This window comes from Verrucomicrobiia bacterium (assembly GCA_035765895.1).
GTDB lineage: Bacteria > Verrucomicrobiota > Verrucomicrobiia > Limisphaerales > DSYF01 > DSYF01.
The window spans coordinates 26620-47029 of the sequence record DASTWL010000095.1; the positions used below are offsets into that span (position 1 = coordinate 26620).

17 protein-coding genes are annotated in these 20410 nt (G+C 60.6%); 3 read left to right on the forward strand and 14 right to left on the reverse strand.

All coding sequences use genetic code 11. The features are described 5' to 3' along the window. Positions 1-281: 281 nt before the first annotated feature. The 3 genes from VFV96_18965 to VFV96_18975 all read right to left on the reverse strand — a co-directional run bounded on the left by VFV96_18965 (position 282) and on the right by VFV96_18975 (position 5582). Positions 282-1793 (reverse strand): peptide MFS transporter, encoded by a 1512-nt coding sequence (locus tag VFV96_18965; protein HEU5072488.1) that lies wholly within the window; start codon positions 1791-1793, stop codon positions 282-284. A gap of 109 nt (positions 1794-1902) precedes the next feature. After that, a complete protein-coding gene (locus VFV96_18970; GenBank protein HEU5072489.1) occupies positions 1903-4464 on the reverse strand; it encodes a DPP IV N-terminal domain-containing protein in 2562 nt (853 codons plus the stop codon). A 230-nt stretch (positions 4465-4694) separates the two neighbouring features. Then, the gene (locus VFV96_18975) at positions 4695-5582 is read right to left on the reverse strand and encodes an AraC family transcriptional regulator (GenBank protein HEU5072490.1); all 888 of its coding nucleotides are present in this window, start codon (positions 5580-5582) and stop codon (positions 4695-4697) included. A 267-nt stretch (positions 5583-5849) separates the two neighbouring features. Between VFV96_18975 and VFV96_18980 the strand changes: the two genes are divergently transcribed. The 3 genes from VFV96_18980 to VFV96_18990 all read left to right on the forward strand — a co-directional run bounded on the left by VFV96_18980 (position 5850) and on the right by VFV96_18990 (position 10345). Continuing rightward, complete coding sequence (locus VFV96_18980) at positions 5850-7217, forward strand: aminopeptidase P family protein (GenBank protein HEU5072491.1); 1368 nt, start codon at positions 5850-5852, stop codon at positions 7215-7217. 42 nt (positions 7218-7259) lie between these two features. Beyond that, complete coding sequence (locus VFV96_18985) at positions 7260-8048, forward strand: hypothetical protein (GenBank protein ID HEU5072492.1); 789 nt, start codon at positions 7260-7262, stop codon at positions 8046-8048. Between the two features lie 245 nt (positions 8049-8293). Beyond that, positions 8294-10345, forward strand: coding sequence for an FAD-dependent oxidoreductase (locus VFV96_18990; protein HEU5072493.1), 2052 nt, complete (start codon positions 8294-8296; stop codon positions 10343-10345). 45 nt (positions 10346-10390) lie between these two features. Here the strand turns inward: VFV96_18990 and VFV96_18995 are convergent, their stop codons facing one another. From VFV96_18995 to VFV96_19045, 11 genes are all read right to left on the reverse strand, one after another. Beyond that, on the reverse strand, positions 10391-11344 hold the full coding sequence (locus VFV96_18995; GenBank protein HEU5072494.1) for a DedA family protein/thiosulfate sulfurtransferase GlpE: 954 nt from the start codon (positions 11342-11344) through the stop codon (positions 10391-10393). Positions 11345-11362: 18 nt separating this feature from the next. Further along, positions 11363-11821 (reverse strand): DoxX family protein, encoded by a 459-nt coding sequence (locus tag VFV96_19000; protein ID HEU5072495.1) that lies wholly within the window; start codon positions 11819-11821, stop codon positions 11363-11365. A gap of 8 nt (positions 11822-11829) precedes the next feature. Continuing rightward, a complete protein-coding gene (locus tag VFV96_19005; GenBank protein ID HEU5072496.1) occupies positions 11830-13701 on the reverse strand; it encodes an amidohydrolase in 1872 nt (623 codons plus the stop codon). Further along, positions 13685-14245, reverse strand: a complete 561-nt coding sequence (locus VFV96_19010; GenBank protein HEU5072497.1) for an antibiotic biosynthesis monooxygenase — start codon at positions 14243-14245, stop codon at positions 13685-13687. The genes VFV96_19005 and VFV96_19010 overlap by 17 nt, the downstream gene beginning before the upstream one ends. Positions 14246-14251: 6 nt before the next feature. Further along, positions 14252-15649, reverse strand: coding sequence for an alginate export family protein (locus VFV96_19015; GenBank protein ID HEU5072498.1), 1398 nt, complete (start codon positions 15647-15649; stop codon positions 14252-14254). A 5-nt stretch (positions 15650-15654) separates the two neighbouring features. After that, positions 15655-16404 carry a M17 family peptidase N-terminal domain-containing protein gene (locus tag VFV96_19020; GenBank protein HEU5072499.1) on the reverse strand — a complete coding sequence of 250 codons (750 nt, stop codon included), beginning with the start codon at positions 16402-16404 and terminating at the stop codon, positions 15655-15657. After that, positions 16404-17078: a hydrolase gene (locus tag VFV96_19025; protein HEU5072500.1), complete on the reverse strand. Its 675-nt coding sequence runs from the start codon at positions 17076-17078 to the stop codon at positions 16404-16406. The genes VFV96_19020 and VFV96_19025 overlap by 1 nt, the downstream gene beginning before the upstream one ends. 30 nt (positions 17079-17108) lie before the next feature. Then, positions 17109-17804 (reverse strand): pirin family protein, encoded by a 696-nt coding sequence (locus VFV96_19030; protein ID HEU5072501.1) that lies wholly within the window; start codon positions 17802-17804, stop codon positions 17109-17111. A gap of 18 nt (positions 17805-17822) precedes the next feature. Then, the gene (locus VFV96_19035) at positions 17823-18647 is read right to left on the reverse strand and encodes an alpha/beta hydrolase (protein HEU5072502.1); all 825 of its coding nucleotides are present in this window, start codon (positions 18645-18647) and stop codon (positions 17823-17825) included. Between the two features lie 118 nt (positions 18648-18765). Next, on the reverse strand, positions 18766-19407 hold the full coding sequence (locus VFV96_19040; protein ID HEU5072503.1) for a response regulator transcription factor: 642 nt from the start codon (positions 19405-19407) through the stop codon (positions 18766-18768). A gap of 43 nt (positions 19408-19450) precedes the next feature. Then, a partial coding sequence (locus tag VFV96_19045; protein HEU5072504.1) for a sensor histidine kinase occupies positions 19451-20410 on the reverse strand: 960 nt, incomplete at its 5' end.

The following is a 20410-nucleotide window of genomic DNA, read 5'->3' on the forward strand; positions in this document are numbered from 1 at the left end:
GAAAACAGACTTCGTTCCCGCCCCACTTCCACGGGCAACGGCACCCCCCCCTGTCCGCCTGCAGGCCGGCTGCGTTGTCACCGGCGCCGTCGGACAAGCTCTGCACACACTCACCGTTGAATCGCCAGCCGACGGCGGCGGGCACAACGGTTTCATCGCAGTGTTTTTCGGGGTGGGCAGTATTCACGCAGTGTGCGGCTGCCGCGCCAATTCCCCAATAGGATGACTCCACGCCCGCATACTCAATTTGCACCCGGCGGCCGGCCTGGGCCGCGGCTGATTTATTTGACGCCGCTCATCAGCCGCTTGATGGGACGCGAGAAGACGATCAGCAAAACGCCGGCGGTCGCCGGCAGAATGACGATGTTCAAATACAATGTCGGCCAACGTTGGAGGGCGTCCGCCTTGAACTCGCCGGCGAGCAGCCCCGCCAGCAAATTGCCCAGCGACGTGGCGAGGAACCAGATGCCCATCATCTGCCCGGCCAGTTTTCGCGGTGCCAGCTTCGTCACGGAACTCAAGCCCACCGGGCTCAGGCACAATTCGCCGAAGGTGTGCAAGAGATACGTCGTGATCAGCCAGGTCGGCCATGCTTGATGACCGGAGGCGACGACTTTGGCGGCACCGGCCATCACGAGGAACCCCGCCGCCAGCAGCACGAGGCCCAGGCCGAATTTCACCGGGATGGAGGGATCCAGATTCCGCCGCGCCAGCCAGACCCACAGCCACGCGAACACCGGCGCGAATGTGATGATGAAGACCGGCCCCAGTGCCTGAAACCACGCTGCGGGCACTTCGTAATTCAGCCAGCCAATCGTGCGCACCGTGCAGCGTTCGGCAAACAGGTTGAATGACGAGCCTGCCTGTTCAAACCCGGCCCAAAACAGGGCCGACGCGAGAAAAAGAACCAAAATCATCGCCACGCGTTCCTTTTCAATCTTGTCCAGGCCGCAGCCCAGAAACGCGAAGCCAAAGAAAGCGACGGCAATGACGAGAATGACGTAGGCCATGCCCTGCGCCAGCGCCACGGGATTTAACGGAAGCCAGCCGCACAAGCCGAGCAGCAACACAATCAGGGCGGCCAGCAGACCGCCGAACAAAATGAACTGTTCGGAAACGTGCAGCGGATTCTCGTTGCCCCGGCGCCTTCCCGCCTCGCCCAGCAGGTGCCGCGAGAAGTGAAATTGAATAAGCCCCAGCACCATCCCCACCCCGGCCGCGGCGAAGCCCCAGTGCCATCCCCGTTCCTTGGCGAGCCAGCCGCAAATCATCGGACCAATGGCCGCGCCCAAATTGACGCCCATATAGAAAATGGTGAAGCCGGCGTCCCGGCGCGCGCCGCCTTCGGGATACAAATCCCCCACCAGACCGCTCATGTTTGGTTTCAGCGTGCCGCTGCCGACCACGACAAAAATCAATCCGAGGTAGAACGTCTGCGTCCAGGGCAGCGCCAGCGTGAAGTGCCCTAGCGCAATGATGATGCCACCATACCAGACCGCCCGTTGTGCGCCCCACAGGCGGTCCGCCAGCCAGCCGCCCGGGAGCGACATCAGATACACCGCTGCCGTGTAGAGCCCGTAGATGGCCGTCGCGGTCTTGTCGTCCAGGCCCATGCCGCCCCGCACGGCATCCACCATGAACAGCACCAGCAATGCCCGCATGCCATAGTAACTGAACCGTTCCCACATTTCCGTGAAGAACAGCGTGTATAGCCCGCGGGGATGTTTTTGGCCCGGCGCAAAGGATGTCGCGCGCGGCAAACCGGGGTCGGCCATCAGTTCGGTTTCAATCATGCGTTCTGAGTTGGGCGGGAGTTTTGCCGCCACGGCGTCGCCGCAGACTTTCCCCAAAGGCCTCGCGTCACAAGGTCTTTTTCAGGCGGCCATCGTCAGACGCCGCGAATCATGATTTCTTCAAAAAGGCCCGGACAAAAAAGTCCACCAGCCGTCGCGATCCGTAGGGCGTGCCCGCCACGCCGTGGCCGGTGTTGGGCATGTAGAGCAAATCAAAATCCTTGTCCGCCTTGATCAGTGCGTTGACGACCTGCATCGTGCTGGCAGGATCCACGTTGTTGTCCATTTCGCCCACCATGAGCAGCAGCTTGCCCTGCAATTTATGGGCATCGGTCACGTTCGAGTTGCGCGCGTAGCTTTCATCCACCGGCCAGCCCATCCATTGTTCGTTCCACCAAATCTTGTCCATCCGGTTGTCGTGGCAGCCGGAATCAGCCACGCACGCCTGGTAGAAATCACCGTGATCCAGCATCCCGCGCAACGCGCTCTGGCCGCCCGCCGACGTGCCGTAAATCCCGACGCGGCTCAGGTCCATGCAGGGATGTTGCGCCGCGGCGGCCTTGATCCAAAGGATGCGGTCGGGAAAGCCCGCGTCCGCCAGGTTTTTCCAGCAGACGTCATGGAACTTCTTGGACCGGTTCGAGGTGCCCATGCCGTCAGCCTGCACGACGATGAACCCGCGCTCGGTCAGCCGGTGATTGCGGTAGTTTAACCGGAATTCCTTCGGCACAAATGAATCCTGTGGTCCGGCGTAAATGTCCTCCAGGACCGGATACTTTTTGGCGGAATCGAAATCCGCCGGCCAGAAAATCACGCCGTAAATGTCCGTCACGCCGTCGCGGCCCTTGGCCACGAAGCGTTCCGGCGTGCGCCAGCCGCCGGCCCGCAGTTCGCTGTCATCCGCCGTCTCCAGGTGGCAGACGAGCTTGCCGTCATCGGTCCGCCGCAGGTCATTCACCGGTGGCAGATCCACCCGCGACCAGGTGTCTATCAGGAACCGCTGGTCGGGAGAAAAGGCGACCGAATGCGTGCCGTCGCCCTCGGTCAACACGACAAGCCCCGTGCCGTCAAAATTGATGCGGCAATATTGCAGGTAATACGGATCCTGCCCCGCGATCAAACCGCCGGCCTCAAACCAAATCTGGCGCTTCGCCTCGTCCACGCGGTCCACCTTCCGCACCACCCAGTCGCCCTTGGTGATCTGATTTTTTACGCGGCCCGCCTTTGCGTCATAGAGATACAGGTGATTCCAGCCATCGCGTTCGGACATCCAGATGATCTCGTGCGTGTCATCGAGGTAGTCGGCGTAATACTTCGCCGAGTAGCAGATGAACGTCGCGCTGTGCTCGTCAACAATGGGACGCACGGCCCCGGTCTTGGCGTCAACGCCCAGGATGCGCAGCACCTGATGCCCGCGCTGGTTGAAGAGGAAGGTGAACTCGCTTGAATCCGACGCCCAACGCACGTCGCTGATGGACCAGGGATTCGCGAAAAGCGCGTCATCCACAGGAATTTCCTTCTTCGCTTCCACATCGAACAGGTGCGGCTTCGCATAGGGCACGTCATCGCCGGGCTTGAGGTAGGGATACGAAACCAGCCGGGGCTGAAGCTGGTCCTTGGGCGAGGATTGCACCATGTAGATGCGGTGCTGCGTGCCGGGTTTGAAGCGCATGGCGACAAAGTGGCGGGAGTCGGGCGACCAATGAATCTCCGGCGTCGGCTGCTCCGGCTCGCGGGTGTCGTATTCCATGTCGATGGCCCGGTCCGCCTCGATGTTGCGCGCGTAACTGTCGTCCGGATTTGCGTCATAGGTCAGTTGCTGCTCCTGGCCGCTCGCCGTGTCGCGCAGAAACAAATTATGTCCCTGCACGGACACCTCCCACTTTTGATCAGGCGAACGGACCCCCTCGGGCCGGCGCTCGGCCCGGCCGTCGCGACGGTTCGGCCGCGGGCGTTCCGGCGCCGCCCCACCAATCTCCGCCACGCCCGGTTCCTCGGCCGCATCGAACACCGCGATGATGTCGTCATTGGCCGCCGTCACGAGCCAGACATGGCCCACGTAGGTGTGCTGGTCGCGGGTGTCGCCAGGTTGCAAACGGCCGTAAGGCTGGCGATTGCCGTCGGTGTCGAGCCAGAACAGGTTCACGGCATCCGGCAGCCGGTTGACGAAGCGGATGGACGTTTCCGTGGTGCTCGCCCGGGAAGGATGCGGCCGGCGGCTGAACGGCAGACGATTCGCGCCGTCGCCGTCGCCGGTGGCCGGGGTTACCGCGTAACTTTCAAGGTCCAGTTCCCAGGACTCGGCGCCGCGCAACGTGACCTTTTTCGCATCGGGCGAAAACCGCAGCGCCTCGAACGGCAGTTGGGCAGCCTCGAACGGTTTGCCCGTGGCCTTGCTCAGAGCCGCGGCCAGCCGCGCGTGGTCGAAGGCTGCCGTGCGCGTGCCCGCCGCCGCATCCACCAGCACGAATTCCTTCCGGCCCCCGGCGAGGTCCACCCGATACCAGAACCGGTTCGTTGCGCCCGCGGCATCCGCGAACCAGTGCGGGATGACTTTGTCGCGGTAAACATGCGGCGCGCCATTGGTCGGCGCACCGTTCGTCGCGGGCGCAGCCGCCGCCCAACACACCACCCCCACCACCAGCCAGCCAAGGTTAAGCACAGATTTCATGATGCAACAAAGGACACAGTTTTTGGAACGGGAAAGCAATGGCCCGCCAGGGGAAGCCGCCACGTTGGCCCGCGGGAAAGCACGGCACAACGCAACTCATGATTGCCAGGGCACACATCCACGAACGTTCCGGGTCATTGCGCGCGGAGCGTAGCCACAAAGAGCTGCGGTTCCCATGCTCGAAACACACAGCGGGCTATCCGGCATCATCATTTGCCCGGGCGGGCGTTTCACGTCTTGCTGAACTTCTTGCGGCGATATTCGGAGGGCCGCCAGCCAATCCACTTCGTGAAGGCGTTCGAGAACACGAACGGATTCTGGTAGCCCACTTCCTGGGAAACGGACTCGATGGTCTGATCCGTGGACGCCAGCAGCTCGGCCGCGCGCCGCATGCGCAGGTAGGTGACCTGGTGCATCGGGCTGCGGCCCAGCTGGCGCCGGCACAGCCGCCGGAGATGCTCGTTGCTGTAACCGGCCTCGCGCGCCAGCCGCGTCAACGACCACGAATCCGCCAGGCTCGCGGCCACGCGTTCCCACAACAGGCGCAGCTGATCGGGCTGGTCGGACGGTTGCGCAAACCGCAGCACATACGCGTGGATCAAGTCGGTCCACTCCTGAATCAACGTGGGTTGCGCGGGACCGTTGCATTCATACATCAGTCCCAGGATGGCCGAGCGCAGCGGCAACGGATCATAACGGGCCAGGACCGGCGTGGTGGCGTCTGCGATGGGACGTTGCGCGGTCGGACGTTGATAGCACACCCAGCAAAATTCCCAGCGCGCTTTGGGCACGGCCTCGAAGGCGTTCAATGTATGCGCCGGCAGCAAACAGGCGTAGCCTTCACGGCACACGCGCCAATGTCCGTCAATCAGCACCCGCCCTTTGCCGCCGATGCACGCCAGAAAGTAGGTCGTGGTCTGCTTTGTGCGGATGATCCGGGTGGGCCCCTGCGTCTCCTCAATGCCCAGATGAACCATCCGGTATTGATTCAGGGCCTGGCAGACGGGAAAGCCTTCGATCCAGGGGCGCGATTCAATGTTGGCCGCCTGCACGCCGCGCATGCGGGTGTGCGGGCTGTGAACCGTGACATCGACCAGCTCGGTTTGGGCATGAATCACGCCGCTGAAATTAAAGAAGCCGCGACTGTTCTGGCGATAAGAATGTGCCGCCCGCTTGGCCGCGGCACCTCCCGCCGCACAGCCACATCACGCCGGTGGTGATATGTGATAGGTGGGGGTGCATTCCATTCATGGGCGGAACCACGAATCGCCATTAGCCTTTAATCATGTTTGTGTGTCGGCATCGCCCGTGGTTCAACGGCAACCCACCTCCTCCGCGGCACGGTCCCGCCAAGGTTTAAATCATCCGGGACGCGAATCATTTTCATGCGTTACGATCCGATCACGCCGCAATTGTTCGTGGAAAACCGCCAGCGCCTCGCGGCCCTGCTGCCGCCCAACGCGCTGGCCATCGTCAATGCCAATGACATTTGCCCCACCAATGCGGACGGCACCCAGAACACCATCGTCAATTCGGACCTGTTCTACCTGACCGGGGTCGAGCAGGAGCAGACCATCCTGCTGCTCTACCCCGAGGCCGACGATGAACGGCATCGCGAACTGCTGTTCCTGCGCGAGCCGACGCCGGAAAGCGAAACATGGGAGGGCCACAAACTGAGCAAGGACGAGGCCCGCAAGCTTACCGGGCTGGAGAACATCCACTGGCTGTCGGAATTCCCGCGCCTGCTGCACCGGCTGATGTGCGAATGCGACCACGTCTTCCTGAACAGCAACGAGCACAAGCGCGCCGTCATCGAGGTGGAAAGCCGGGACGCGCGGTTTGTGGCGGAGCTGAAGCGCCGGTATCCGCTCCACAACTTCCGCCGGCTCGCGCCATTGCTGCACCGGCTGCGCGCCGTGAAGTCCGAAACGGAAATTGCCCTGATCCGCCGGGCGTGCGCGTTGAGTGATCAAGGCTTCCGCCGCGTGCTGGCCTTCACCCAGCCCGGTGTTTTTGAGTATCAGGTCGAGGCCGAGTTTGCCCACGAGTTTACCAGCCAGGGCGGCCGCATGGCGTATCAACCCATCATCGGCAGCGGGCTCAACGCGTGCTGCCTGCATTATCTGGCCAACGACCAGGTGTGCCGCGACGGCGACCTGCTGCTGCTCGATGTCGGCGCGAGCTACGCCAACTACAATTCCGATCTCACGCGCACCATCCCGGTCAACGGCCGGTTCACCCCGCGCCAAAAGGCGGTTTACAATGCCGTGCTCCGCGTCCTGCGTCAGTGCATCGCCGGCCTTGTGCCCGGCCGGAAACTCAAGGACTGGCAGCAGGAGGCCGAACAGCTGACCGAACGCGAACTCGTCCACCTCAGCCTGCTGACCCCGGCGCAAATCAAGCGGCAAAAGCCGGACGCGCCGGCCTTCAAAAAATATCTCATGCACGGCGTCGGGCACCCGATTGGCCTCGACGTCCACGACGTGGGCCACACCACCAAGCCCATCGAAGCCGGCTGGGTGATGACCGTCGAACCCGGCATTTACATCCGCGAGGAAGGCTTTGCGGTGCGGCTGGAGAACGACGTGCTCGTCACCCGGGACGGGCCCGTGGACCTCATGGCCCACATCCCCATCGAGGCGGATGAGGTCGAGGCCCTCATGAATGCCGGGAAAGCCTCCCGCAGCGGCGGCAATGGCCGGCCCCATGCGTCCCCGCGAGCCAAACGCCCGCTTGCCCTGGCGCCGGGATGAACGGCGCGCTGCCGCCCGGGTCAAATCCCCTGCTTGTTTGCCATGAAGTTATCATTCACCGCCTCTCTTGCCGCAGGGTTCGTTCTCGCTGTGATTCAGGCCACGGCGATCAGCGCCCCCACCAACGCGCCCGCCGTCAAGCAGCTCAATCCGCCCGAACAGGGATTTTTCGCCAAGGAACTGGACTTCCACGGCATCCCGATCAAGGCCCACGCCGTCGTGTCGGACGCCGCCCTGTTCGCCGCCCGCGACCGGTTGACCCGGCTGCTCGAACACCTGCCGGACATCACGGCCAAGCTCGCCGCCGCCCGCGTTGAACTGCACATCATCGGCAAGGACCAAGTCACCACCGACCTGCCCGAATGGCGGCAGGACAAGGGCAAGCCACTGCCGGAATACAACGGCCTGACGCGCGACCAGCGCACGCGCGGCATGGGCGGCCGGCTCGTTTCCTGTGGCGAGGAAAACCTGTTGAAGCTTGAAAAGGACAAATACCACGGCCGCGACATCTGCCTGCATGAATTCGCCCACGCGGTGCGCAATTACGGCATGAGCCGTTCCCTGCGCGCGCGGTTCAACGAACAGTTTCACGCATCGCTTGCCAAGGGCCGCTGGGTGAAAAGCTACGCCGGCAGCAATCCCGATGAATACTTTGCCGAACTCACGATGTGGTATTTCGGCACGCACGGCGACCTGAACATGAACCCGCCGAAGCCGGCTGACGGCGCCGAAGGCTTGAAACAATACGATCCCGAAGCCTATGCCCTGTTCGATGATTTCTATCAGGGCCGCCTCACCGACGCGCAAGCTTCCGCCTCGCCGAAGTCTTAAGTTCAGTCACCTGCTTCGGCCGCAAGAAGACCGCCCTGCCACTTCCCAACGGCGTGAGGGTGGATACTCGCACAAGAGCCTGCTCACCGTTCTGAGGCACTTCGTGCCGCGGCCAATGACGAAGAGCATTGGTCGCAACCGCCGAAATGCGCTACGCTGGGCACACGGAATGGGCGCACCTCGCCTCAACCGCCGGATGCGGACCGGTTGAGACAGCGTTGCTGCGCGCCGCTTCCGGCCACGACATGAACGACGACAAGAGCATCAAATTAGACATTGCGGTCCTGGGCGGCGGCTTTGGCGGCGTGTATTGCGCGCGGGCCATCGGCAAGGCACTTGGACGTCGCTCGCGGTTCAAGGCCGGCATCATCGCGGATGAGAATTACATGGTCTTCCAGCCCATGCTGCCGGAAGTGGCCAGCTCGTCGATCTCGCCGCGGCATGTTGTCAATCCGCTGCGGCTGCTCTGCCGGAACGTGGATGTTCTGCGCGGCCGGGTGGAAGCCATTGACTGGAACCGCCGCAGCCTGACGCTGAATGCCGGACCGTTCACGGGCAATTTGCGCATCACTTACGACCACCTCGTCCTCGCGCTCGGGGCCGTGACGGATTTGAGCCGCATCCCCGGCATGCCGGAGCACGCGTTCCTGCTCAAGAACGTCGGCGACGCCATGCATTTGCGCACAACCATCCTCGGGCGCATTGAAGAGGCCAACCTGGAACCGCGGCCGGAACTCAAACGGCGCCTGACGACGTTCGTCGTGGTCGGCGGCGGATATTCCGGAGTGGAAACCGCGGGTCACATCTTGGACCTGTTCCGTGCCATTCACGGGTATTACCCCAACGTGTCGCTGGCGGACCTGACGGTTTATCTGGTCCACAGCGGCGACCATCTGCTGCCGACGCTGAGCCGCCGGCTGGGCGAATACAGCGCACGCCAGTTGAAACGGCTCGGACTCAAGTTGGTTCTCAATCAGCGGGTCAAATCCGTCACGGCCAACCGTGTTTATCTGGCCGACGGCACGAGCATCGAAACGAACACCGTCATTTCCACCGTCGGGAACGCGCCGCATCCGCTTGTCAAGGAGCTGGGCGCCGCCGCCGGCCTCGCGATGGAAAAAGGCAACGTCGTGACGGAAGCGACCGGCAGGGTCAAGGGCCAGACGCAACTCTGGGCGGTCGGCGATTGCGCCGCCTTCCCGACGGTGACAGGCGGCTTCTGTCCGGGCACGGCGCAATTCGCCTATCGGCAGGGCTTGCTGGTCGGGCGGAACGTGGTGCGACAACTCCACGGACGTGCGCTGCAATCGTTCACGTTCAAGGGGCTCGGTGAAATGGCCAGCATCGGTCATCACCTCGCCGTCGCGGAAATCTGCGGCGTGCAATTCTCCGGCTTCTTCGCCTGGTGGCTTTGGCGCACGGTGTATCTGCTCAAGCTGCCCCGCCTTGACCGCAAACTGCGTGTCGTGCTGGACTGGACACTGGACCTGTTTTTCCCGCGGGACCTCAATCATCTCAGCCCGCGCTTTACCAAGCCGGTGAAGGAAATTTATCTGGAAACGGGCGACGTGCTGTTCCACGAAGGTGAACCGGCCTTTTCCTTCTACCTGGTGAAAAGTGGCGCGCTCGAACTGCGCGAGCCCGGGGAAGCCCCGCAACGCATCGCCGCCGGCGGCTACTTCGGCGAACAGGCGTTGCTCGCGGACGGCCTCTGGCACTGCGACGCCTGCGCGGTGGAACCCACCACGCTTGTCTCCATTCCGGCGGGGATCTTCCACCAGCTCGTGCGCGGGGTCGGCTCCCTCGGCCAGTTCTTCCAAAAGTCGGCCACCAAGTATCAATCACGCGAAATCGTCGAAGCCATCAGCCGCAAAATTCCGCCCGCCGTGGCCACACGCCCGATTGCCGCGCTGATGGAACGCAAGCTCTACACCCTCGCCCCGGACACGACGGTGCAGGATGCGCTCGTCATCATGCGGGATCATCCGCGCAGTTCCTACCCGGTGGTGAACGGAAGCGGGCAACTGCACGGCGTCGTTCCGCGGGAAGAATTTTACGAGCTCTTGAAGCGTGAACCCACCCGGCCCGCAACCCGGCTCACGGAGCTGCCGCTGGCCCAATTGCCCACCGTGCCGGCGCAAACCCGCGTCAGCGAAGTCATGAAATGTTTTCTGCGCACGGGATCGAACAAGGTTCTCGTGGTGAATGACGCCAACCGGTTGCAGGGAATCGCCACCCTGATGGACCTCCTCGCCGCCAGCGATCATCCGCCGGATGAAGCTGGCGGCGGTTCGTAACGGGCGGCGGCATCCAATGCCCGGGCGCGCCGCACTGGCTTCCGGTCACCGGACGCGAGGAGCCTCCGCGAGCACAGCCACCGGGTGATTGCCCGCCCGCCATGCCTGAATTCCGCCCAGCAGGGGCCGCACGCGGGTAATTCCCTTCCGGCGTAGCAACAGGGCAACCCGAGCGCTGGTAACCTCGTTTGGGCATGAGCAATAAAGAATCACGTCACGGTCGCGGGGAATCTCGTGGTGACGATGGTCCACCTCATCCACGCTCAAGCGCATCGCTCCGAGAATGACAGAACGGTCGCTTTCAAATTCCAAGGTTGAACGCAAATCCAGGATGACCAAATCTTCGCCCGCAGACTGCTTTTCCCTCAATTCAGGAACGGTGATCCGCGCGATTCGCAATTCACGCAGGAGGCGTTGGCGATGCCAGTATTTGAAGCCGATATACAAGGCGGCCAGGCCGAGAATCAACGCCAAAGCGCTGCCGCCAATATGGGAAATGGCGGAGTTAATCTGTTCAATTTGGTTGCTGAAAAGAAAACCCAGACCGAAAAAGCAAATCCCATAAAGCAGCGAGCCGGCTCCATCAGCAACAAGAAAGGAGCTTAAGCGCATTCCAGACATCCCAGCCAGCGGTGGAGCCACGGTGCTAAAACCCGGCACAAATTTGGCCACCACGATTCCCTTGGCGCCGTATTTTGAAAACACATTCTGCGTCCGCCTGATGCAAGAATCCGGCTCCAGAGACATGCGGCACAAAAAGCCCAGCACGTGGTTGCCGCGATAACGCCCCAGAAAAAACCAAATTCCGTCGGCCAGCAGGCACGCGACGAGCGTCATCATCATCCCCCCAAGCAGGTTGAATTTCCCGGCGGCGGCAAGCGCCCCAGCGGCGAGCATCAAGAGTGGTGCCGGGAAAGGAATTCCCACCTGTTCCAGAAAAACGGCTCCAAAGACGATCCATAACCCGTAGTTTACCAACAACTGATCGGCTTGTGTCATAATCTAGTCGCCCAAAAATCAGCGCTTTGAGGTGTGCTCGCCAAATAACTTTGCATCCAACGAGAATTTTCCACCTCCCATGAATGCAATGGATACGATGACGAGCGTGTAAAGAATAGCCAGCTGGGGATCGCGGGCCGCCAGCAGATTTTGCAGGATGGCTCCGCCCAAGGCTCCCGCCAAAAGCAGCGCGTTGATCCGCGTAAACAGTCCGGCAACGATGAACAGCGAACAGACGAGTTGGATGATCGTCGCCACCCAGGCGGATGCCACCGGAGCGGGGGCGTGCATTCCCACCACATCTTCCACCAACGGCCAGGGTGTGCCATGGCGGGCATAAGCAATGCCGCCTTCGAGTTTATGTAAGCCGTGGATGTAAAAAACCATTACTCCGGTAGAAACGCGGAGAATGAAATGTCCCCAAGTGACGGCAGTGCTGTTTTGATCGGCATCTAGCGATTTCTTAAATGGATTCATGGCATGCCTTAAAATGCAAAGCAATCGCAGCCAAACCCGAAGAAGTCGGCGTAGCGATTGCGTGATGCCTCCGCAGCGTTGAAGAGCTGCTGCAAGGCGTGACCACAGCCGTGTTCATGGCAGGTGGCGTTGTGCTGATGCTGCGGCAGCGGCACACCGGCGCGGGCGGCTTTGCGAACATCCAACGGCGCGCCGTAGCCGCCGAAGACTTTGACGGGCGACCACTCGGGCAGCACGGGAATCGGCGGCGGTGCGTGCGGCGTGAATTCTTCCGTGGCATGGACCACTTTGCCGTCAACAATGGTAAGCACCGACTCAATGCTTTTGATCTGTTCTTCCGGAACTGCAAAGTAATCTTCAGTGAGCACGACAAGATCGGCCAATTGACCCGCAGCGATGGCGCCTTTCTTGCCAGCCTCGCTCGAAAACCAACTGCTGCCCTGCGTGTAAAGACGCAGCGCTTCCTCGCGGCTGAGACAATTCTTGTCGGGATACATCGAAACACCGCCAACAGTTTTGCCCGTCGTCAGCCAGTAGAGCGACACCCACGGATTATAGCTCGCGACACGTGTGGCGTCCGTGCCCGCGCCAACCGGCACGCCCAGTTCCAGCATCTTGCGCACCGGCGGCGTGCGCTCGGCGGCTGGCCGACCGTAACGCTCCATGAAGTATTCGCCCTGATAGGCCATGCGATGCTGGACGGCAATGCCGCCGCCCAGCGCCTTGACGCGCTCCAGATTGCGATCCGAAATCGTTTCGCAATGGTCAAAAAACCAGTTCAAGCCCTTGAACGGCACATCGCGATTCACCTCCTCGAACACATTCAGGAAGCGCGTGATGCTTTCGTCGTAGGTCGCGTGCAGGCGGAACGGCCATTTGTTTGCGGCGAGCAAGGCGACGACTTCCTTTAATTCGCCTTCGAGTGAACTGGCCAGATCGGGACGCGGCTCGAGAAAATCCTCAAAATCCGCCGCGCTGAAGACCAGCATCTCGCCGGCTCCGTTGCAGCGGAAGAAATCGTCGCCCTTGCCAGGTCCGGTCATTTTGATCCAGCGGGCGAAATCTTCCTTCTCCTGTTTCGGTTTTTGCGTGAACAGATTGTAGGCGATACGGAGAGTCATCTCGCCGCGCTCGTGGAGCTGGTTGATGATGGCATAGTCCTCCGGATAATTTTGAAATCCACCACCCGCGTCAATGATGCTCGTCAGGCCGAGGCGATTTAACTCGCGCATGAAATGGCGCGTGGAATTCAACTGATGTTCCGGCGGCAGCTTCGGACCTTTGGCAAGCGTGGCGTAAAGGATTGTGGCGTTCGGCCGTGCGATGAGCATGCCGGTGGGATTGCCGGCGTGGTCGCGCTGAATTTCGCCGCCGGGCGGATTGGGCGTGTCCTTGGTGTAACCACAGGCGCGCAAGGCCGCCTGGTTCAGCAACGCGCGGCAATACAGATGCAAAATGAACACGGGCGTTTCCGGTGCGGCGGCGTTGATCTCGTCCAGCGTCGGCATCCGGCGCTCGGCGAATTGAAATTCACTCCAGCCGCCCACGACGCGCACCCATTGGCCGGGCGGCGTGCGTTGCGCCTGTTCCTTGAGCATCCGCAGCGCATCGGCCAGCGACGGCACGCCGTCCCAGCGCAATTCCATGTTGTAATTCAATCCGCCACGGATGACGTGCAGATGTGAATCGTTGAGTCCGGGAATCACGCGCCGGCCTTTGAGATCAATGACCTTGGTGTCCGGCCCGCGTTCGTATTCCTCGGCGTCGTCCACGCCGACGATGCGGCCATCCTTGACGGCGATATTGGTCGCCTCGGGATATTTCGGGTCGAGCGTGGTGATGCGTCCGTTGTGCAGGATGAGGTCAGCGATTGTTTTCATGTTTGAGGTTTGGTTTTGGTTGCAGCCAGCCATGCAGCGCGCGCGTAATCAGCGGCATGACCACCCAGGTTAAAAGTGCGACTACGCACGCGTTGAAAATCGCGTTGTTCAGAATAAAATTCAGCGAGCGAACCGCCGGGCCGATGGTCAGGCTCAATCCCATCACGACCGGCAGCACGCCGGCATAAGTGGCGATGGCCATTTTCCAGCGTGTTGGCGGATTGTGCGGATTGCGGAACCACGCTTCGAGACCGGTCAATTCGCGATATTCCGGCGTGCCTTCCGTCAACGGTTTGATGCGCTCCTCCCAAGCCTTGAACATGGGCGAGGCATAAAAATCGTCGCGTTGCTGGGCGTTGGCAAAGGTCCGTAGAATTCCAAACTCAGGCGATGGCGATCCCGGCGGCGGGACCAGCATGCTGGCACCATGCACGCCGGTGTGCGCGAAAGAGGTTTTGAAAAACTCCTGAAGCGCCACTTGAAACTCGGTTTCGCAGCCCGGCTTGATCCGCCGGGTGATGGCAACATGAATGGGTTCGTTCATGACTTGTTAAAAAATATAGGTAAGCGTCGTGGAGACATAATTTACGTCCTTGCCGCCGGCCTCATGAACATAGCTGCCGGTAAAAAAGTGGACGTAAGAGGCTCCGAAAGTGAGGTGTCGTTGAATTCGCCACTGCAAATTCAAATCCACCGCCGTCGCGACATAGGCGGAGGCATTGCTATTTGCCGGTATCTCAATGTATCCGGGGACGGCGTAAACGGCGTCATTTCGCGAGTAGCGCCAAAACCAATTCACCCCGCCGTCCACCGTCACATTGCGCAACGGGTTCACCGTAAGGTTCGGGTGGACGCCAATGATGTTTTGCGGACGAATCAAGCTGGCATCGTTAAAATATCCGGATTTGAAATAGAGCGCATCGAAAGTTTGCAACTGCCCGTCACCGGAGTTGTGGTCGCCGCTGGTCACGCCGACTTTCAATCCCAGCCTCGGCTGCCACGTCGCATCCCAAGTATAGCCGAGGTTCTGGCCGGCGGTCCAAGCCAGGATGGAGTCATCGCCAAAACTTCCCACCTGCAAAACTTGTTCGGCGTCCCAGTCCCAGTGACGCCATTTCCCGAATTCACGCGTGCCGAAAGAGTGCCTGGTTTCGTGGCCAGTTACCGAAGCATAGGTCGCGGTCTGGTTGTCGATGCCCAGATAATAAAGATCAAATCCCTGCTGGTGCTGGGTGTTTAACCAATGGGTGACATACAATCCCCAGAAAGTTGTGTTGGGATTACTTCCGGAGATTCCTCCGCTGTCCTCGACCGGCCGGGTGAGAAAGGCCGTCGCTTCCCACAGCGGCCGGGTATAGATCATCTCAAATCCGTCAAACCGGCTGGGAATGTTGGGTGCCGCACGGGTGGCGACAAGTCGGCCCGCCCCGAAGCTCATGCCGAAACGTCCGCCGCGCACCGTCAACTTTTCATCGTCGGTCAAATAGGGAATGACGTCGAGAAAGGCAAATTGCAAATCCAGCGGATCATCTTGCACATCGGGAGCCGGTGGATTTTCGCCCTCCATGAGGCCAGAAATTCCTTCCGCAAAGATGCGGACGCGCTCGCCAAGATGCACGTCGGACAGGAGGGTGACCCGTTGCAGCCAATAGGAATTTGCCCCCCTTCCCCCAATTCCAAAATGGGGGTCGTAATTCCCCTCGAATCGCTCACGCACCTCGCCGCCCAGCGTCAGATGCCAATCAGGCGCATTGGTTCGCAGGGGAATGTATTTAATTTGATCAAGCCAGTCGGTGCGATTGGTTGGATTGTCCAGGTAGGAATAATTTTCATTAAAACGCAGAACTTTGTAGGCCGGCGGCACGAACTGGCTTTCGGGCGGCATGGTTTGGGACAGCGCAGTGAACGGCACCACAAGCACAGCCGGTATGAGCCACTCACTGCGCATGAGCTTTACTTGGTTGCGGAGACGTAGGGAGCGGTGTCGCGCCTGGCGAGTTCACTGTCCACGCCCGCAATGCCTTCGCCGACCTGTTTCACGGCGCTGTCGAAATAGCTTGGCCCCGCTTCGATCACGAGACTTTCGATGCTGAACTTGGATTCGAGCCCCTGCGCTTGCAGGCGCTTTTCCGTGTCATAGGCGAACAGGAATTGCTCTGCGAAGGTGCGGTCGCCTAGCCCGACTTCAATCACAGTATTGCCTTCGTCGCGAATGACTGGCGCCCAGGCAACATGCCTGGCCTTGAGCCGAACCGCTTCTCGCGCGGCGATCCGGCCGACCACACGCAATGAATCCAGCGACAAATCTTTCTCATCACCCAACCCGATGACCATGAAACGCTTCGCGGGGATGGAACCCTTCGTTGGTGTAAACAGAATCGTTTCGCCCAGTTCGCCGACGAACTCACCCCGGTTGCGCAACGCCGAAAGCAGACCACCGAGGTGGGCGTCGGTGTCTTTTGCCGCGCCTTGATAGGTGTCACCGGACGGCTTGTGTTTAAACAGGCAGATCATTTGCAAATCCGCCGCCTCCATGTAAGGGCCAACCATTTTCACCGAGAGCGTGATGCCCAGCGGTTTGGTGGCGAACACATTTTCCTTGGGCGCGCTGGTGGAATCGGCCCGCGCCGTCGCGACCAGCCACAGCGCAGCCAATGGGATAATCAAAAATCGCGTCTTCATAAAACTTGAATGCAGTTTCATCAGTGAGCTTTTTTCGGAACGATCTGCGGCTTTTGCGCGGATTGCGGCGCGTGATGGACCATCGTGTAGGCGTATTCCACGCCCACGCCGTAAGCGCCAGCCTGCTGTTTGAGCAGGCCCATCAGGTTGTTGTAATGCTCGCGGTTCTTCCAATCGCGCTGCCATTCGAGCAAGGCGGCAATCGTCGTCAACCGCACCGCGCCCGCCTGCACCATGCGCGACAAAGCGGCTTCCTGCGCGGCCGGCGAAGTTGCGCCGCAGCAATCTTCCACCACGTAAATGTTGTAGCCGGCGCCGAGCATCTCAATCGTCGGCCAGGTGATGCATACTTCCGTCCACAGGCCGGTCATGAGGATGTTCTTGCGACCCGTGGCTTCGATGGCTTTGCGGAAACCGGCGTCGTCCCAGGAATTCATCGAAGTGCGTTCCACGACCGGTTGGCCGGGAAAAACGTCGAGTAACTGCGGCCAGATATAACCGCTGAATGATTCCGTCTCGACGGCCGTGAGCACGGTGGGCACGTTGAACTCCTTCGCGACTTTGGCGAGAAGGGTGACGTTGTTGATCATGGTGGCGCGGTCGGCGCTGGCCATGCCGAACGTCATTTGCGGCTGCTGGTCAATGAAGACGACGGCGCTGTCTTCGGGGGTGTAGAGTTTGTGGTATTGGTTCATAGTTTTTTGTTGGTTGATGTTTGTTTGGATTCAGTTGAGGTCGAAAAACAGAAAATGAGCGCCGGAAGTGGATCGCAGTTGAATGGCTTTTTCGCAGTCAAGCGAAGCCCCGTCGCCGGGAGAAAGCCTGGTTCCATTCAAGTCGAGATCACCTTCAATCAATTGCACCCAGCCGTGGCGTTGCTCCCCCAATACCTGATTGATTGTTCCATTGGCCGCGAGCTTGCCAATGTAGAGTTTAACATCCTGATTGATTGAAATGGATTTGTCCCGGCCATCGGGCGAACAGGCCAGCGTCAGTGAATTCACCGGCGCGTCGGCGAAAGATTGTTGCGCGTAGCTTGGCGGGAAACCTTTACGCGCCGGCATCAGCCAGATTTGGAGAAAATGAACCGGCTCGCTGGGTGAATTGTTGAATTCGCTGTGGGCTATGCCGGTGCCGGCCGAGATGCGCTGCACGTCACCCGCCTTCATTACGGCCGTGTGCCCCATGCTGTCCTGATGCTTGAGCGCACCGCTGATGACGTAGCTGATAATTTCAAAATCCTGATGCGGATGTGTGCCAAATCCCTGACCGCCCGCCACGCGGTCTTCATTGATGACCCGCAAATCACGGAAACCCATGTGTTGCGGATCGTAATAGTTCGCGAAGGAAAACGTGTGATAGCTGTCGAGCCAGCCGTGATCGGCATGGCCGCGAGCTTTGGATGGACGGATTTTGATCATGGTGGTGGAAACTTCAGTTCAGGACTTGATGAAGGCCAGCAAGTCGGCATTGAGCTTGTCTTTGTGGGTGCGGGGAATTCCATGAGGTGCCCCGGCATAGACGAGCAATTTACCTTGCTTGAGCAGTCTGGCCGCCGCCCGGCCGGTTAGGTCCAACGGCACGATTTGGTCATCGTCGCCATGCACCACCAGTGTTGGCACATCGGTCTTTTTCAGGTCGTCAGTAAAATCCGTTTCGGAGAAGGCTTTGATGCAGTCGTAGGTATTTTTGTGCCCGGCCATCATACCTTGCATCCAAAACGTATCAATCGTGCCTTGTGATACTTTTGCTCCGGGACGGTTGAAGCCGTAAAATGGGCCGGCGGCGAGATCTTTGTAAAGCTGGGCGCGGTTGGCAACCGATCCCGCCCGAATGCCGTCGAACACTTCGATTGGCAGACCGTTGGGATTCGTCGGCGTCTTCAGCATCTGCGGCGGAACTGCCGCGACCAGCACGGCCTTCGCCACGCGCTGGCTGCCGTGACGCCCGATATAGCGGACCACCTCGCCGCCGCCAGTGGAGTGGCCCACCAACGTCGCGTTCTTCAGATCGAGCGTATCCATCAACAGCGCCAGATCATCGGCGTAGGTATCCATGTCATTACCCTGCCACGGCTGGCTGGAGCGACCGTGACCGCGCCGGTCGTGGGCAATACAGCGGTAGCCCTGCGCGGCCAGAAACAACATCTGGTCTTCCCAGGCATCCGAATTCAATGGCCAGCCGTGACTGAAAACCACGGGCTGACCGGTGCCCCAGTCTTTGAAGTAAATCTGCGTTCCGTCCGTCGTGGTGATCGTATTCACGCCTCAACCATACCCGCATGCTTGCATTTGCAAATTGAACATTGGAAGGAGCGGGTTCTCCTACTTTAGAAGGAGTGCGGCAAAAGCAGAAAAAGAAAAAGCTGACCGCGGAGGCCGCTTACATCCGCAGCAACCCCCGGCGGTTCGCCACGGCAATGGCTTCGGTGCGGCTCAAGACATTGAGTTTTTTGAATATGGATTGAACGTGGCTTTTGACCGTGACTTCGGAGATGGATAACGCCACGCCGACGAGCTTGTTGGGCTTGCCTTCCGCCAAAAGCCGCAACACTTCCAGTTCGCGCGGCGACAGTTCTTCGCCAGGCAATCGCTCGGCCAGCTTGGCCGCCACGGCCGGCGGCAGGAAGGTGCGGCCGGCGTGAACGGCCCGGATGCACTGAAACAATTCTTCGCGATGCACGTCCTTTAACAGATACGATTTCGCGCCCGCCCGCATGCCGCGGTAAATGTCCTCATCACCGTCATAGGTGGTCAGCACAATGATCCGCGCGTTGGCATCAATGGCGCGGATTTCGTAAATGGCGGTAACACCATCCAGCTCCGGCATGCGCAAGTCCATCAGCGTGACGTCGGGCCGGTGCTGGCGCCACAGGGCCACCACTTCGCGGCCGTTGCCAGCCTCCGCGACGATATGCATGTCGTCCTGCTGGTTGATGATGGAAACCAGCCCGTTGCGCACGACCGTATGGTCTTCGGCAATGAGCACGCGGATGGCGGGCGGCCGGACCGGTGCTGCGCCCATCTGCGCGGTGCGGCGACGGAAAGCGGTGTCCACTTTCAGCTTCTCAGACCTGGTCATTTTCATGGTTTCTGTCGGCCGCGTCGGCCGGTTTTAATTCCACCAAAATTTCCGTGCCCTGCCCGGGCATGGACCGGAGCACGAAACGGCCCGCCAGCTGTTCCGCGCGTTCCCGCATGCCGACAAGGCCAAAGCCATCATGCTCGGCCTGCGGGTTGAACCCGCGCCCGTCATCCACAAGCTGCAATCGGACCGTATCCGCCGCAAACGTCAGCGTCGCGCCAAAACGGCGGGCCTGCGCGTATTTGATCGTGTTGGTCAGCGATTCCTGGGCAATGCGCAACAACCCCTCCTCCCACTCCGGCGGCAGGGACCGGCCCGCCCCTTGCACGACGAGCTCGGCTTGCAGATCCGTGCCGCTGGTCATCCGTTTCAACAGATCATCCAGGGCGGTTGAAAGCGTTCCGTCGAGCAGGGAACGCGAACGCATGGCACGGACGGAACGGCGGGCCTCGCCCAGGCTTGCCCGCGCCAGGGCCTCGGCGCGTTCAAGATGTGCCGTAACTGCGGGGCCATCCGCGCCCGTCATGGCCCCCTTCGCGGCTTCAAGCTGCATGATCACCCCCGTGAATCCCTGCGCCAGCGTGTCGTGAATATCCCGCGCCATGCGATTGCGTTCGGCCGCAACGGCAGCTTCGCGGCTTTGGCGGGACAGGCGCAGCAACCGCACCGCCAGCATCGCCTGATGCGTCAAAGCCCGGGTCAGTGCGATTTCTTCGGACAGGAATTCCCGCCTTTCCGCAAAGCGAATGCTGATGAGGCCGGCCACTTTACCGGCAAGCATGGTAGGAACCGCGAGGGTGCAAACGATGCCTGCCGTGCGCAGCCGTTTCATGATGGTTTCGGCGGTGGGATTGGCCGCGGTCGCAAATGACCAGTCATGCCAGCACGCCTCTGGTGCCTCCGCAAAGCGCACCCGAAACTGGCTTGGTTGAATGTCGCCGAT